Source organism: Paraflavitalea sp. CAU 1676 (genome assembly GCF_029223285.1).
In the GTDB taxonomy this organism is placed as follows: Bacteria; Bacteroidota; Bacteroidia; order Chitinophagales; family Chitinophagaceae; genus Paraflavitalea.
In genome coordinates this window covers 75448-92092 of the sequence record NZ_JARHUJ010000002.1, presented here as the reverse complement: position 1 = coordinate 92092, position 16645 = coordinate 75448, and the positions used below count along the sequence as shown (strand labels likewise).

Sequence of the window (16645 nt, the reverse complement as noted above, 5' to 3'; positions counted from 1 at the left end):
CCGAAACTTGCTAAAAACGAATCCACCTCACAATCCCGGTTAGTATCCGGGATTGTCTGTGAGAGCAGGATTGGCAGTCATGTCAAGCATCGGCAAAGGATACAATTGTTGATGAGGTTTCCATTTGGGCTTCACCAGTTTCAATACAGCATCAGCTATACCCAGCCGCTTGAGGTTGAACCAGCGGTCGCCTTCACTGAATAACTCCACCCACCTTTCATGTTCAAGGGCTGCGATCATACCCGTTTTATCAACAGCCGTGGTGTTGCCGAGCCCTGCGCGCTTGCGCACAATGTTCAGGTCATCCTGGGCGCCCGTAATATTATCCTGATTAGCCCTGGCCTCTGCACGGGTAAGATATACTTCGGCCAGGCGAAGAACGACCGGGTACTCGTTGCCTGTGGTAGTAGCGCGCACTTTATACTTAAAAGGATAGGAGTAAGTTTTGCCGGAAAACACGATCTGCTTGGTCCAGTTCACTTTTCGCTGATCATCCGGTTCAAAAGTCCTTGCCAAAGTATCCAGCAGTACAACGTTGGGCGTAGCCGTAGCAGGAATAAATTCAATTCCCAGGGCCGTTGCCGGCGTAGTGGGCGCCGCCAGCGACAATTGCAGGATCGTTTCCGAACTGGTGTTCAGGAACACATTGTTCAGGTTCGTCACAATGCTATAGGTTCCACTTTGAATCACGGTATTCGCTTCCGCTTCGGCGGCAGCCCAGTTCTTCTCATACAGGTAAACCCTCGCCAAAAAAGCCGAAGCTGCATGCCGGTTGATCCGCGCCCTCTCCGGGGAAGGATAATTAACAGACAGGCGGCTCTTCGCCTCTGTAAGATCTGCAACGATCTGCTTGAACACCTCACTAACTGGCGAACGTGAATAGCGACTGGTGGTCAGCGCATCGGTGCTTGTTACCAGTGGAACAGCTCCCCAGTTATTGACGAGGTGAAAATAGAGCCAGGCTCGCCAGAACCGCGCCTCTCCGAGCAATTGATTCTTCAGGGTGCCCGATAAGGACGAAGCCGTCACGCCTTCAATCGCATAATTGGCAACACCGATCCTTGCATACAGGTCCTGCCAAAAGTTTGTTACGTTATTACCGGCAGTCAGCGTGTTATTCTTTATATCATCATAATTAGGATTGGTGAAATAATAAAACTCATCGGAACTCATGCCCGAATAAAAGATCGTTCTGTTGTACGTGGACGGCGCCTCCGAGGCCATGCGGCTATAAATACCCAACACAACACTGGTGGCAGTGGCAGAATCGGCAAAGGCCTCTTCCCTGCCAATAGCCGTAGGAGGAACATCCAAGGCCAGGTACTTTTTACAGGAAAGCAGGTTCAGGGCGAAAAGCAAAACGCAGGCAGTGGCCGGTATAGTTGTATTAAAGATCTTCGGTTTCATGTAGATGGTTTTAGAATGAGAAATTGATGCCCGCAGTGATGACACGCAGCGGAGGGAGGGACATATAGGTTTCCGGGTCAAACACGTACTTCCTGTTCGACGTCCACCACACATTCTGGGCTTGCAGGTACACACGCGCCCTGTCCATCTTGATTTTCTTCACAACAGAGGCAGGCAAAGTGTACGATAGGTTCACATTACGCAACCGGATGAATGACGCATCTCCCCAGATCGCATCTGCCTGGATAAAGTTCACGTAACTACCCGGACTGGTAGAATAGCGGGGAAATGCACTGTTGTCACCCGGCTTACGCCAGGCATTCAGGAAGATAGGTGTTTGATTGCCCCTTGTCAAAACGCCCGGACTGGGTATCGGGTACTTGAACCCCTGTTGTTTGGTAAACTGGAAAAAGAAGCTCAATTCAAAATTCTTATAGTTCAGTTGGTTGTTGAAACCACCATAAGCCTGGGGAGCACTGTAACCGGTTACGGCCTTATCGAAAGTAACATTCGGCGTCAACGTAACGGAATCTTTCCTAAAGTCCTTATACAAACCCCTGCCCTGTTCGTCGAGCCCTTTGAATACATACCGCAGTTCAGCGGTCAGGGGTTGTCCCGGCCTCAGCACATTAGCGGTAAAGAACAGCGGGTTGGCGCGTGCCACGATCGTTCGGGGAATGGTCACATTGAAAGAACTGGTCCACTTGAAGTCTTTGGTTTGAACATTGATGGTGTTCAGTTCAAACTCATATCCCGTATTCCTGATCAGTGCATCAAAATTGGCGAAGTAATTATTAAACCCCGACTGCGACCCAAGCACCACCGAACCCAATTGATCAGGATTCCTGGCCCGATAGTAGTTGGCCGCTAATAAAATGCGGTCTTTCAGGAAACCCAGATCCAATCCAAACTCCAGCTTATAGGTGGATTGCCAATGCAGCAAGGGATTGTCGATACCACTGGGTGCAATGGCCGGACTGTTCTGATAAGGCGTTCTTGAAACAAACAGCGAGCGATATTGGTAATCGAGAATAATGTCATTACCTGTTTTACCGTAACTGCCGCGTAACTTACCAAACGAGAGGAAGGAAAGATTTTTGGCAAATAGCTCATTGGAAAAGATCCAGGCACCACCTACTGACCAGAAGTTGCCAAAACGCATGCCTGGTCCAAAGCGCGATGAGCCATCCCTTCTCAAAACCCCGTTAAACAGATATTTAGAGGCCCAATCGTAACTCAACCTCCCGAAAACAGAATTATACCGGTACAGCAAATTGCTCACGGTCGGCGGGTTATAAGTGCCCGCACCGGCCGGGCTTCCCAGCAAAGCGGCCGTACCATAGTTATCGGCAAGAAAATAAGTGGAAGAGAACTGGCTTTGCTGGAACGTAGTGCCCAACAGTGCAGAAAGCTTACCGCCAAACAGCTCCCGGTTATAGGTAAGCTGCGGCTCCGCGATATAACTACACTGACTGATATTGGCGAACTCCGCAGAATTTGTTGGCACTGTGGTCAGCGGATTTCTCGAAACGGCTGGATACTGGTTGTTCTGTTCCAGCGAAAGATGGTTATATCCAAAGCTAGCCTTGATATCCAGGCCCGGCAGAATCGTATAACGCAAAGCAGTGCTGGTGATCAGGTTGAAGGTCTTTCCGAAGTAACGTAACAACTGATACGATTCAGGATTGACGAAATTGGCATTCCACCACAAAGAACCATCGGGCTTGTGCAGCGGCATATTGGGAGGCAGGTTGTAAATTGCCGACAGGTCGTTGCGCAACAGCTTCGATTTATCCATCGCATAGCTTACAGACACAGTAGCATTGAACTTTTTATCGAGCGAATTGTGATCCACATTCACACGCCCCGAAATCCTTACATCGGAGTTATTCCCGGGAAAAACGAGCGTCTCCCGGTGATAACCGGTATTGAGTATAAAGCGCGTACGCTGGTCGCCACCGGCAATGGCCACCTGTGCATCGGTTGTGGAGGCAGTGCCCCCCAGGTATTTTTCCTGCCAGTTGGTATCGGCAGTAGAATCCCACAACATAAGGTCCGGGGCACTCCCGGCAGTAGGGGTTAAACCATCGTTTGCAAAAGCTTCCCGTCTCATTTGCAGGTATTGCTGTGTATTCATCAAAGGCACAAATTTGGCCACCTTCCCCCACCCCTGGTACACGTTTACATCCAGCTTCGTTTTGCCGGCTTTGCCCTTTTTAGTCGTGATCAGTACAACGCCATTCGTACCCTTGGTACCATAGATAGCCGTAGCATCAGCATCCTTCAAAATATCGATCCGTTCAATGTCGCCGGGGTTGATGACGTTGAATGGGCTAATGCCGCCAGCCGCCGAAAAAGTTCCTTTTTCATTCAGGTCATTGGAGGAAGAACCCGTCATCATCATAAAGGGCACACCATCTACAATGTACAGAGGCTGGGCACCCACCCGGGCATCGAGCGAACCCGTACCGCGAATATTGATGGAGACCCTCGACCCCGGCACACCGTTCGACTGTGTCACGTAAGCACCCGCCATTCGCCCCTGCAAAGCATTCAGCACATTACCTACCGGCTGTTTGGAAATCTCCTCCGTTGAAATTGAACTCACGGAACCAATATTCTTTTTCCGGGTAGTGGTACCATAACCGATGATGATCGTTTCATCAAGTTTGCTATCCGACTGCTTCAGCCGTATTGACAGCTCGACACTGCGGTTAACAGGTTGCTCCTGGCTTTGGTAACCTACAAAAGAGATTTGCAGAACGGCCTTTTCATCAACCTGTCGCAGGGAAAACCGTCCCTGCTGATCGGTGGTAGTCCCGTTCGAAGTACCCTTTACCGCAACAGAAGCGCCTGCAAGCGGTAGTCGTTGCTCGTTCATGACCACACCGGCAATATCGATCTGCTTCGGAACATCCGGCAGCGTAGCATCGTTGGCGGGTGTAGGATCCTTCGCAATGACCACCATATTACCCACGATGGAATAACTCAACGGCTGTCCTTTAAAACAGATATCGAGCACCTGCTTCAACGAGGCATTGACCACTTCGACATCTACTTTTTTGGCGCCCGCCATCCATTCATTGCGGTAAATGAAATAGTAGCCACACTGTTTGGTGACCTTCCTGATCACGGATTCCAGTTTGGCATCTTTTTCAGAAAGCGTAATACTCTGGGAGAAGCCGCCGGCGGCGGCCGAGAAACAGAAACCCACAGTTAAGATAATGGTCAGTTTCATAACCAGCATCATTTTGGTAAAACTGGTCCCGCTGGAACCAATAATTTTCTTACAAGCAGTCAATAGCATAGCTTTGCCTTAGTTAAGGTTAATGAATAACTTTTCCGGTTTGCAATTAATCTAAGCGCCGGAGACGCTTCCAACATCTCCGGCTTTTTTATGGAGAGAATAGTTAAGGTTTTGAGGATAAGGTCATCGTGTTTTCGCTGAAAACAATATCGATACCACTCTTCTGTAGGATAGTAGTTAAAGTAGAAAGTGTCAAGGTTCTAGGGATCTGTCCGGAGAGATGCACGTTGTCAAAATTCCCCTCATAGCGCACGTCGATGGCATACCACCGGGCAACACCTCTCATCACCGTTTTAATATCAGTACCATCTAATTGAATGAAACCGTTTTTCCAGGCCATTACCCCATCGAGGTCAACACTGGGTAGTACCTGAATATTGCCATCAGAAGCTACCACAGCCTGCTGGCCCGGATACAACCGCTTGAAGGCATTCCCTTTCGACACCCTTACAGCACCCTCCAGGAGGGTGGTACGAATGGCGTTTTCGTCTTCAAAAGCCATTATATTGAAATGGGTACCTATCACCTGCACAGCTATATTATTCACCAAGACATGAAAAGGCTTTGCAGCATCATGTGCCACTTCGAAGTAGGCCTCGCCGGTTACCTGAACATCACGCCGGTTACCTATAAATTGTGTGGGAAAGCGAATGGAGCTGGCGGCATTTAGCCACACGCGCGTACCGTCGGCCAACGCAAGGGTCACGACCTTGCTTCCCCTGGGGTTCGACAGGGTATTGAACATCACCGCGCTTCCCTCGCCGCTATAAGCGACCTGACCATCGGCCAGTTTGACAATCTGGATATTGCCCACTTTAGCCAACATTCCATTGGAAGCGCTGTCGATGCCAATGACCCTGCCATCGCCCAGCGTAATAACGGCCCTGGCAGAGGCCGGAGGCTTGAACATTTCAGCACTGGATACACTCGACTGAACATTATTCGAAGAACGATTAAGCGTAAAATAAAGAATGCCTGCACCAACGAGGAGCACCAGGGCAGCCGCAGCAGCCAACCAGGCCCGGTTGAACTTTTTAACAACCGCTCGTTTCGCCATGATCTGGCTAAACATATGATCCCAGTCAACCTGATCGGCTTTTGCACTGGCGGGCAGTTGATCATAGAAAGCATCCATAAAAGCATACAGGGACTCATTATCGGTATGCTCCAGTTTTTGAAACAGCTCATTCAACTCATCCCTGGAGCATCGGTTGCCAGCGAATTGTTGAAGCAGGAAAACCAGTCTATCGTCATTTGCAGCCATGAGACAAAGCCGGGGTTTAAATAAGTATTTGTTAACCCATATATAATATGACGCAGGAAAAAGACAGGATAACCGGACTAACTGAAAATAATTTATAAAAGCTGTTCCCAGGCCCAAAGCCAAAAGACCATACCGATATGGTAAGAATGTTTATCCAGATGATTTTTGATATGGCGGATGGACTCAACGAGGATATTGTTGACCCGGCTTTTGGACAGCCCCATGATGGAAGCGATCGCTTCATGCGAAAGGCCCGACTCCCTGCTGAGGCGGAAAACCTGTTGCTTTTGTTCCGAAAGCTGCGCAAGCGCCTGTGCGATCAGTTGTTGAGAATCATTCTTTAAGATCTCTTCTTCGAGGGAGTTGTCGGAGTGAGAGATGTTCGCCCACACCTGGTTGATCAGGTTTTGTTCGCGGGCGGTTTTACGCAAATGATCGATGGTACTGTTGCGGACGATCTTGTACAAGTAACTGCCGGGATTTTCAACGACTTGCAGGCTTTCCCGGTTTAGCCACACTTTGGTGAAGCAATCCTGTACGATCTCTTCCGCATCGGCGGCAGACTTCAACATCCCTTCGGCAAAAGTAAACAGGCGTTTATTATAAAGGTCGAAGATCCTCCGGAAGGCAAGTTCATTCCCCTTAGCTACCAGGTTTAGCAGCTCTTTTTCGGTATGATATAGAGTCTCGGGCAAGTCGCAGTTAATTCATTACAAAGATACTATAAATGGTTCCCTACACAACTTCAACGAACAGCATTTTAGTCAACGGTGCAAACCGCGAGTACGTTAATTAACAACTACATCCACCTTCGCTTACCGTTAATAAACTGATTACTGAAACCGCAGCACAAAAAAAGCCCTCCGCATGCGCGGAGGGCTCTATACAATGTCGGACTAATCCGATGTTATTTCACTTCTTCGTATTCAGCGTCGGTTACATTCTCGCCACCAGCGTTGGCTTGACCACCACCGTTAGCGCCTGGCTGACCTTCGCCGCCTGGTGCACCACCTGCCTGAGCTTTATAGATCTCCTCAGAAGCAGCCGTCCAGGCATTGTTCATTTCAGCCACCGCAGTATCGATCGCTGCAACATCCTGCGACTTGTGCGCTTCCTTCAACTTATTGAGCGCCGTTTCGATAGGCTCCTTCTTATCGGCAGGTATCTTCTCACCAAACTCTTTCAATTGCTTCTCGGTTTGGAAGATCAGACTGTCGGCCTGGTTCACCTTATCAACCTTTTCACGGGCAGCCTTATCGGTAGCCTCATTCGCACGGGCTTCGGCCTTCATCTTTTCAACTTCATCCTTGCTCAAACCACTACCTGCTTCAATACGGATCTTTTGTTCTTTACCGGTGCCCTTATCCTTCGCAGTTACATGCAGGATACCATTGGCGTCGATATCGAAGATCACTTCGATCTGGGGCACACCACGCGGAGCCGGTGGAATACCATCCAGGTTGAACATACCCAGGCTCTTGTTCTGATTGGCCATTGGGCGCTCACCCTGAATTACATGGATCTGAACACCAGGCTGGTTATCGCTGGCAGTAGAGAAGGTTTCAGACTTCTTGGTAGGGATCGTAGTGTTCGAATCGATGAGGCGTGTCATTACACCACCCATTGTTTCGATACCCAGCGAAAGCGGTGTTACGTCGAGCAACAGCACGTCCTTCACTTCACCGGTCAGTACCGCACCCTGGATAGCAGCACCAACTGCCACTACTTCGTCAGGGTTAACACCCTTGTTGGGCTTCTTACCGAAGAACTTCTCAACGATCTCCTGCACCTTGGGGATACGGGTAGAACCACCCACCAGGATCACTTCGTCGATCTGTGAAGTGCTCAGTCCGGCATCCTTCAGCGCCTGCTCGCAAGGCTTCAGGCAACGCTCGAATAATTTGTCGGCCAGTTGCTCGAACCTGGCGCGCGCCAGTTTCTTCACGAGGTGCTTGGGCACGCCGTCAACAGCCGTGATATAAGGCAGGTTGATCTCAGTTTCGCTCGAAGAAGACAATTCAACCTTCGCTTTTTCAGCAGCTTCTTTCAAACGCTGTAAAGCCATTGGATCCTTACGCAGGTCGATGTTCTCTTCTTTCTTGAACTCCTCTGCCAGCCAGTCCATGATCACTTTATCGAAGTCGTCACCACCCAGGTGCGTATCACCATTGGTAGATTTTACTTCAAAAACGCCATCACCCAGCTCCAGTACAGAGATATCGAAAGTACCACCACCCAGGTCAAACACAGCGATCTTCTGATCGTGTTTGCCTTTGTCCAGGCCATAAGCCAGGGCGGCAGCAGTAGGCTCGTTTACGATACGGCGTACGTTCAGACCGGCAATTTCACCGGCTTCTTTGGTAGCCTGACGCTGAGCGTCGTTAAAATAAGCCGGTACGGTGATCACCGCATCGGTTACATCCTGACCGAGGTAATCTTCGGCAGTTTTCTTCATCTTCTGCAGCACCATCGCCGAAATTTCCTGCGGTGTATACAAACGACCGTCTATGTCAATTCGTACGGTATTATTGTCACCCTTTACCACCTTATAGCTCCAGTGGCTGATCTCTTCGGTCACTTCGTCGTGCCGGCGACCCATAAAACGCTTTACGCTCGTAATGGTATTATGGGGATTGGTAATGGCCTGACGTTTCGCCGGATCTCCCACCTTACGCTCTCCGTTTTTCAGAAATGCCACTACAGACGGGGTTGTACGGCGCCCTTCGTCGTTGGCAATTACCACGGGTTCATTACCCTCCATCACCGCTACGCAGCTATTGGTGGTACCCAGGTCAATTCCTATTATCTTTCCCATAGTTGTGTTGAATTTAATGTTCCCTTATGGTTATCAATGATTATGCCGCTGCTGCCAGGAATGAAAAAATGGCAGTCTGCCGGAAAATGACGCATACCTGCAGTACGCCGCTACTGCCATCCCCTGACCGGAGGCTATTAGCACGGCTCGCACAATCTAAAGGGAGTCAACACATTGTAAAGAATACAGATTCCTCGTGGAAGTCACGGGTAATTTGCCTCGGGCAGGTTTCCAAATCCGCATGTAGGCACAACTGGGCACTGGCAGCAGATGACATAACTTAGCAAGATCCAAGAAAAACAACCTGACACCCTTTCCGTAAATTGCTGCAAAATAACCCATATGGCTGCCAGCATTGCCGGAAAACTCAAGATCAAAGAAGGCCACACCCTGCTAACCATCAACGCACCCCGCGACTTTGAAGCAACCTTGTCACCCCTGCCCGATGGCGTAAACATCGTGACCAGCGGGAAAGATATTCAGCAGATCCATTGGTTTGTCCAGAACCAGGCTCAAATGGAAAAAGACCTGAACAAGGTATTACGATTGATGAAAGGCGAGGTGGTATGCTGGGCTTATTATCCCAAAGGCAGCTCCGGCATTCAAACCGACCTCACCCGCGATAAGGGCTGGGAGAAACTTCTCACAATCGATTTCCAGTGGCTTAGCCTCATCTCCTTCAACGATACATGGTCTACCTTCGCCTTCCGCCTCAAAACCGAGGCCGATGCTAAAAAGGAGGCCAAACCAAAAGAAGAACGCCTGATTTTTCAATACGCGGACCCCGTCACCAAAACGGTGATCGTTCCTGAAGACCTCGCAAAAGCACTTAATAAGAACAAACAGGCTGGCAAGCTGTTCAACGCACTGGCCTATAGTCACCGCCGCGAATACGTGGAGTGGATCATTACCGCCAAAAAAGAAGAGACCCGTGCCAACAGGATCGAGGGCACCATTGATCGCCTGATGAAAGGTTGGAAGAATCCCGCCAATAATAAATAACCTGGTATACTGCGAAGTAAGCGCTGACTGAAACTTACTTGTCCAGCTTATATCCTTCAATAAAACAATGCGGAATAAAAGTGCGGGGCTGTACCTGCGCTTTTTGCTTTTTCATGATCATCATGTTCCGGTAGTGTTGCGGACCAATACCCACTTCTTTTTTAAAGAGGGTGCTGAAAGAGCCCACACTCTCGAAACCAACTTCGTTGCAAACATCCGTAACAGGAATATTCTGAGAAAGGAGTTCCTGCGCTTTATCCAGCCGCTTGCGGGTGAGGTATTGATGCGGTGTTTTGCGATAGATACGGCTGAACAAACGATGAAAGTGAAACCTTGAAAAACAGGCCTGGCCCGAAATCCCATCCAGGCTAATGGGTTCATGGAAGTTCTGGTCCATGAACAGCTTGGCAGCCACGATCCGCTCGTAAATATCGGGTGATAGTTCCATACCGTTTTTCCTCTATCAAATATAAACAAATCGCCCCAGCCGGGCCAATGATCCGCATCAAAAAGCAAGATTCAAGAAGCCTGGGTCTCTCCTATTCGATAGCTTTGGTAACATAAACATCAACGATTATGATAACCAAAATGTCGCATACGACTTTGTTTGTGCTCGACCAGGACAAAGCCTACGATTTCTACGTCAACAAACTCGGTTTTAAGGTCAATACTGATGTGGTGATGGACGGTGGCGATATGAATTGCGAAGACGGGGAAACACCTAAAAAGGAAAACGGCGAAGCGCCCAAATTCCGCTGGCTCACCCTCAACCCACCCGATCAGCCCGATCTGGAGATCGTGATCATGCCCATCGCAGGCCTCGATGAAGAAGCCACCAAAGCCATCAACTTATTACTGGAGCGCGGCCTCATGGGCGCAGGCGTATTCCATACACCCGATTGCCGGGCCACCTACGAAGAATTAAAGGCCAAAGGCGTCGTATTCAAGTCCGAACCCAAGGAACAGTTCTACGGCATCGAATGTATCATCACCGATGGCGTGGGCAACTGGTTCAGCATGACGCAGCCCCTGCAGCACTAGAGCATAGCCATGATGATTACTTGCCTTCAGTGGCAGATGCCGGAGACTCGTCTCCGGCATTTTCTATTTTAAAGGTGAATTTCTTTTGGGTAAGGTAGCTGAAAGAAACCACGACGATCGTCGTGAGCGCTTTTGCTACGGTGGGATAAATGCCAAACCGGTCCACAAACAGGGTGATGAACACATAATTCAACACGATGCAGATCACCACCAGTAAAAAATAGCGGAACAGCTGCACGCGCCCCTGGAGGGAAGAACCCGGGAAAACGATATTCTTGTTGAGGAAGTAACCTGTGGGAAAGCTAATAGCAAAAGACATCAGGAAGGCCGCAATTTTGGCACTAATGGTAACGAAAGGCAGATGAAGGTCCTGCCCGTTCAGCACAAAATGAAAAGCAACCCAGTACAGGAAAATGTCCAGCAGGGTGTTTCCACCACCGCAGGCAGCATACCTGAACGTTTGCAGGTTCATGATCTTACGGAAGGGCGGGTAGAAAAAGTCGATTAAGCCAATTATAGAGTCCTTGAACATCAGTATTTTCTTGCGACGCAAAAGTAATTCAAAACACACAAAGGTCCATACGAAACTATAATGATAATCGGAGTATCTGCACTGTGCCCGACCGTCATATGATAAAATCCGCTAAAGCATAGTACTAAATCGATTTACGTAGTTTTACTTTGACCGCGATCAATAAAAAGTAGCCTTGACAATTAATAAGTTAAAAAGCCACATATTTGATCCTGAACTTGTTGTTTAACCCCTAAATCAAGCAAAGAGCTGTTCTGAAATATGAGCAGCTTTTTGATTTTATTACCGTCCGCATCCCTGAAATCGACACCTCATCGCTCCAAAATCGCTTTTTTCGGGCCTGCTGTTATTTTCCTGTTAACGCCGCCCCCGCCCCATCATACCCTTCCGCACTAGCCTCCATCACTAACTTTACTTCCCCCATTACCAGTTTCGCCTCAATTCCGCTAAAATGCGGACCTAAGATTTCATTGTCCTATTTTTGCAGCCTCAAAAATCATTCATGGCAGTTGTTCAGGCAATACAATCGGCAGTCAGTAAGGAAATCGCATCATTATTTCAGGTAACCCTGGAGCCATCGGCTATCCAGATCAACGAAACCAAGCCCGAATTCGAAGGCGACTATACCGTAGTGCTATTCGCACTCGTAAAAAGCCTCCGGAAAAGCCCCGAAGCCCTCGGAAAAGAACTGGGCGAACAATTGGTGGCAGCACAACCCGGACTGTTCACCAAATTCAACGTCATCAAAGGATTTTTGAACCTAACCCTCTCCGAAAACTACTGGCTCGAATTCCTGCATGGCAATTACAACAATCCCCAATACGGCAGGCATCCACATAGAGGCGAAAAGGTAATGGTGGAATACTCCTCCCCCAATACCAACAAACCCCTGCACTTGGGTCACCTGCGCAACAATTTCCTCGGCTGGAGCATTGCCGAGATCTATAAGGCCAATGGCTATGACGTAGTGAAGACTTGTATCGTCAACGACCGTGGCGTACATATCTGTAAATCGATGCTCGCCTGGCAGAAGTTCGGCAACGGAGCCACCCCGCAAACAACCGGCACCAAGGGCGACCACCTGGTAGGAGACTACTATGTGAAGTTTGAGAATGAACTGAAAGCGCAAACCGCCCCCATCCTCGAAAAGGTAATGGCCGGCACCATCGAAGGCTTCTCTACAGAAGATGCGGATAAACTGCAACTGTTCCTGGGCAAATTGCCCCAGTTGGAGGGTAACAAGGAAAAGACTGCCGAGATCCACGAAGAGATCAGGGATATCGTGCGTAACAATACGCCCATCATGAAAGAAGTGCGCGAGATGTTGCTGAAATGGGAACAGGGCGACGCCGCTACGATGGCATTATGGAAAGAAATGAACAGCTGGGTATATGCCGGCTTCGATGAAACCTATAAACGCATCGGCAGCGATTTCGATAAGATCTACTACGAAAGCGATACCTACCTGCTGGGTAAAGACCTGGTGGAAGAAGGACTGAAGAAAGACGTATTCTTCCAAAAAGAAGACGGCAGTGTATGGATCGACCTTACCGCCGATGGTCTCGATCAGAAGATCGTTCGCCGTCGCGATGGCACATCCGTATATATTACACAGGATATCGGCCTGGCCGTATTCAAGTATAATGAATACAAATGCGATGAAAGCATTTATGTCGTGGGCGACGAACAGAACTATCACTTCAAGGTATTGAAGTTGATTGCGCAGAAGCTTGGTCTTCCCGCAGCCGACGGCATCTTTCACCTCAGCTACGGCATGGTGGAACTGCCCACCGGCAAAATGAAAAGCCGGGAAGGCACCGTAGTGGATGCAGATGACCTGGTAGATGGCATGGTCGACATTGCCCGTCAGAAAACAGAAGAGCTTGGCAAAGTGAAAGACTTCAATGAGTCGGAACTGGCAGGCTTATACGATACCATCGGACTCGGCGCCCTTAAGTTCTTCCTCCTGCGTGTAGACCCCAAAAAGAGAATGGTCTTCAACCCCGAAGAATCGATCGACTTCCACGGATTTACAGGACCGTTTATTCAATTCACTTATGCACGGACTAGTGCGATATTGAGGAAAGAGCAGCCTAAAAATACGCCCTCCACTTCAGCACTGCTCCCGCTCGAGAAAAATGTAATCATTGAGCTGGAGAAGTACCCTGCTGTACTGGAACAGGCCAGGATTGAAATGAACCCGTCGGCAATTGCTGTTTATACCTATAAGCTCGCACAAACCTTCAGTACATTTGTTACCGCACTTCGGGTATTGACAGCCGAAACGGAAGAAAAGAAAGAACTGAGGCTACAGCTTTGCCAGATGGCTGTAAACGTCATAGGGTCCTCTATGCACATCCTCGGCATCCGCGTTCCTGAAAGAATGTAAACGCATCTCAATAATTATGTTCAGTCCTGCCGATCCTGAAATCGGGGGACTTTTTTATTGCCCGGAAAACATCCTTTTCCTAACCAAGCTTACACCAGGGCATATGCTCCCGCACAGCAGCCTTCACAGCCTCCGTAGGGTTGGCGATAGATAAAGATTGTAAATTCTTTAGGGCATACAAAGGCTCCAGGTTATCAAAAGGAACACCATGCAGCGAAAGGGATTGTAAATTCTTTAGTCCGGCAAGTGGCGCCAATGAAAATGGCCGCCCATCTACAGAGATCATGTCATCAAGATAAAGCGTCTTTACAGCCATCAGCCCACTTACCCCCTCAAGTGACGCCGCTTTGAACTTCCCTTTGAAAGTACTCAACGAACAATAACCAAGCTTTTGGAGTTTAGCCAGAAACGATAGATCCACCACCACGTCCTCCTTAATGGTAATCAACAATGATTCAAGATTTATCAATCCTGCCAGGGGTGCCGGATCCGTCACCGGACTTCCCCACAAGTCAAGATATTTTAATTGCAACAAACCTTTCAATGAGCTGATCTCTTCTACCAGGTTTCGCCTCAGTTTTAGTACTTCCAGGTTTTTTAAACCCGCCAGCGAACTGATGTCTTTATATTGTACCCCCGCCACACCCTGCAAATATTCATATTCCAGCTCCTTCAAATTCTCTAACGGCGCCAGCTGCTCCAATGATTCTGCTTTACACATATTTAACGTCAGCCTGCTAAGCCCTTTGATATATTTGAGCGGAGCCAGGCTCCTCGCACCACGATAATAAATGTTTACCTCCGGTTGCTGCAGGAAAGCAAGAATACTGTCGGCGCTCTCCGGATCCAATTGATAATCGATGGCATCTTTCAACTCAGAAGGTAAACATTCCCACCACCCGATAGGATCATCCGAAGGCTCCGGCAATGGTGGATTGGCCAGCAAAGCAAGAAAATCCCCGTCTTCCTGGAAAGCCGTAAAGTCTTTTTCTGTACGGAACCGGGCAGGGTCATATCCTTTTTGAAGGGTCAATGTCATAAACCGTATCAGTTGATCCTTTTCGCCACGCATGGCATGATAACAAGCCAGGTTAAATGCTAGCCTTGGTAAACCGATGGATTCGCCTATCATTTGATCAAACAACTGTCTTCCAGTTCCTTCATCCAACGCTTGCCGCATGAGAGCCACCAATGCGTTGGCCGCCAGTTCTTCCCGGAACTTGACATCTCCACCACCAGGAACCACTTTGAAATAGGCTCTCATCAGCCGGTTACAAAGCGGCTTGTCCTCCTCGTTCTTCAGAGCGGCAAGGAGAAAATTGTTGACCAGTGTTGTTATTGTATCGATCAGCTCATCAACCGTTCCGGTTAAACTTTCCATCCCCTCCAAAAAGGCCTGAGCCGATTGGTTATGATCACTATACATTGTAATACTAAAGTCTTCGTCATCCGGCAACCCCAAACTGCTAAACCGCAGATACTCCCGAAACGAAACCCGCGTCTTCCTGCAGGTCACAATATGGATCTTCCCTCGTTGAACAGGCAATACTGCCATCGATGTTTCATCGGCCCTCAATATCTTCAACGAAAACAGCTCGTTAAGAACACCAAAGTCCGTGACAGCAGTGGCGGCAATATTCAGGTCTTCCAGTTGAGAAAGACACCTAACCGGCGAAAGGTCTTTCACCTTAGTACGAACAATGCTTAACCGCGTCAGTTTAGGAAAATTGGATAACCAGGATATATCATTGATCATTGTCCCTTGTACATCGAGGTATCTCAACTGGGTCAGCTTGTTCAGCGAAGTCAGGCTACCGATGGAAGTCCCTGAAAGATTCAGCGCAGTTAAACCAGTCATTTCATTGATAGGAGAAAAATCAGTGATCCCCTTACCTGAAAATCTCAACTCCTTCAGGAAACGCAAACCGGCAAGCGGCGACAGGTTTGTAACACCTTCCGCATCGCAGTTGATCTCTTCGAGGCGATTCATCATCCGGATCGGCTCAAGAGAGCTGATCCTGCTTTTATTATTAATGAAGAGAGAATTTGCGGTCAGCGCCTTCGAGGCCGAGGCGGCATTATCCACGCAAAGTTGTTCAGCCAGCAGCGACTTCCAGGTATCGTCCAGACCATTATACCACACTTCTGCATCGCCACCACCCAACACCGCTGGTACCGCAACATCCAGCTCCAGTACCTCCACACATCGCTTCAGGAACAGAGATCCGGCATTAAAAGGTTGCGGCCTGCTGATCTCGATACTTTCATGAGAAAGGAAATAGATAACCGGCTCAGCAAAGTCATTCTTCTCCGATGGATGGTAGGCCCAACAATCGGAATAGTCCCAAATCGGGCAAACAATCATCTCCCGGGTAATGCCCGCTGGCAATTCCGCTTCCTCAAAAGCATCATACCAACCATCCAGTTCATCAATGTAGCCATGCTCACCTAATAAAATGCGCTGCTGTTCTAATTCAATGAGCCGGTGTTGCTCAAGAAGCTTCCGGTAACTATCGTGATAATGGTCTGGAATCTCCTCCAGGGGCGCATACGCAAGCAGGGTCTCATTGCCACGAAACTTCACCGCAAGGTATTCCTCCGTATATTTCACATCCACCACTTCCCGCATCAAAGCGTGCAATACAGGCTCAAATCCACCCACATCTACCAAATAACTGAAATGATCTGTCAGTGCCGCAACAACGTCATTCGCTTCCCCTATAGCTTTCCATTTTTGCAGGTAGGATGCCATCTTTTGTTTAACATCAAAAACGGTAACCAATACCCTTTATTGGCACCTGATCCTTTCCGGGTCACCCAACCGTTCAATATCGGGCGTCATCCGTTTAAATTGATGCGCCAGCAGTAAGAAAGGCAGCAGCAACAGC

Annotated in this window: 11 protein-coding genes; 3 read left to right on the top strand and 8 right to left on the bottom strand. The window is 48.8% G+C overall.

Annotation, left to right across the window (positions count from 1 at the left end; all coding sequences use genetic code 11):
- Positions 1-39: 39 nt before the first annotated feature.
- The 5 genes from P2H89_RS05145 to dnaK all read right to left on the bottom strand — a co-directional run bounded on the left by P2H89_RS05145 (position 40) and on the right by dnaK (position 8793).
- Positions 40-1407, bottom strand: coding sequence for a RagB/SusD family nutrient uptake outer membrane protein (locus P2H89_RS05145; RefSeq protein WP_275825472.1), 1368 nt, complete (start codon positions 1405-1407; stop codon positions 40-42).
- Between the two features lie 10 nt (positions 1408-1417).
- On the bottom strand, positions 1418-4645 hold the full coding sequence (locus tag P2H89_RS05140) for a SusC/RagA family TonB-linked outer membrane protein (protein ID WP_275825471.1): 3228 nt from the start codon (positions 4643-4645) through the stop codon (positions 1418-1420).
- A 172-nt stretch (positions 4646-4817) separates the two neighbouring features.
- Entirely contained in the window at positions 4818-5978 is a 1161-nt protein-coding gene (locus P2H89_RS05135) for a FecR family protein (RefSeq protein ID WP_275825469.1), read from the bottom strand.
- 92 nt (positions 5979-6070) lie between these two features.
- Positions 6071-6673 carry an RNA polymerase sigma-70 factor gene (locus P2H89_RS05130; protein ID WP_275825468.1) on the bottom strand — a complete coding sequence of 201 codons (603 nt, stop codon included), beginning with the start codon at positions 6671-6673 and terminating at the stop codon, positions 6071-6073.
- A 212-nt stretch (positions 6674-6885) separates the two neighbouring features.
- Positions 6886-8793, bottom strand: coding sequence for a molecular chaperone DnaK (gene dnaK, locus P2H89_RS05125; protein ID WP_275825466.1), 1908 nt, complete (start codon positions 8791-8793; stop codon positions 6886-6888).
- Positions 8794-9135: 342 nt separating this feature from the next.
- Here dnaK and P2H89_RS05120 point away from each other — a divergent pair, with 342 nt between their 5' ends.
- Positions 9136-9795 carry a YdeI/OmpD-associated family protein gene (locus tag P2H89_RS05120; protein ID WP_275825464.1) on the top strand — a complete coding sequence of 220 codons (660 nt, stop codon included), beginning with the start codon at positions 9136-9138 and terminating at the stop codon, positions 9793-9795.
- A 34-nt stretch (positions 9796-9829) separates the two neighbouring features.
- Here the strand turns inward: P2H89_RS05120 and P2H89_RS05115 are convergent, their stop codons facing one another.
- Complete coding sequence (locus tag P2H89_RS05115; protein WP_275825463.1) at positions 9830-10243, bottom strand: AraC family transcriptional regulator; 414 nt, start codon at positions 10241-10243, stop codon at positions 9830-9832.
- A gap of 128 nt (positions 10244-10371) precedes the next feature.
- Between P2H89_RS05115 and P2H89_RS05110 the strand changes: the two genes are divergently transcribed.
- The gene (locus P2H89_RS05110; RefSeq protein ID WP_275825462.1) at positions 10372-10836 is read left to right on the top strand and encodes a VOC family protein; all 465 of its coding nucleotides are present in this window, start codon (positions 10372-10374) and stop codon (positions 10834-10836) included.
- Between the two features lie 16 nt (positions 10837-10852).
- On the opposite strand, the gene P2H89_RS05105 is transcribed toward P2H89_RS05110, so the two are convergent.
- Entirely contained in the window at positions 10853-11368 is a 516-nt protein-coding gene (locus P2H89_RS05105; protein WP_275825461.1) for a GtrA family protein, read from the bottom strand.
- A 502-nt stretch (positions 11369-11870) separates the two neighbouring features.
- Between P2H89_RS05105 and argS the strand changes: the two genes are divergently transcribed.
- Positions 11871-13757 carry an arginine--tRNA ligase gene (argS, locus tag P2H89_RS05100; RefSeq protein WP_275825460.1) on the top strand — a complete coding sequence of 629 codons (1887 nt, stop codon included), beginning with the start codon at positions 11871-11873 and terminating at the stop codon, positions 13755-13757.
- A gap of 79 nt (positions 13758-13836) precedes the next feature.
- Here the strand turns inward: argS and P2H89_RS05095 are convergent, their stop codons facing one another.
- Positions 13837-16509, bottom strand: a complete 2673-nt coding sequence (locus tag P2H89_RS05095) for a hypothetical protein (protein ID WP_275825459.1) — start codon at positions 16507-16509, stop codon at positions 13837-13839.
- Positions 16510-16645 lie beyond the last annotated feature (136 nt).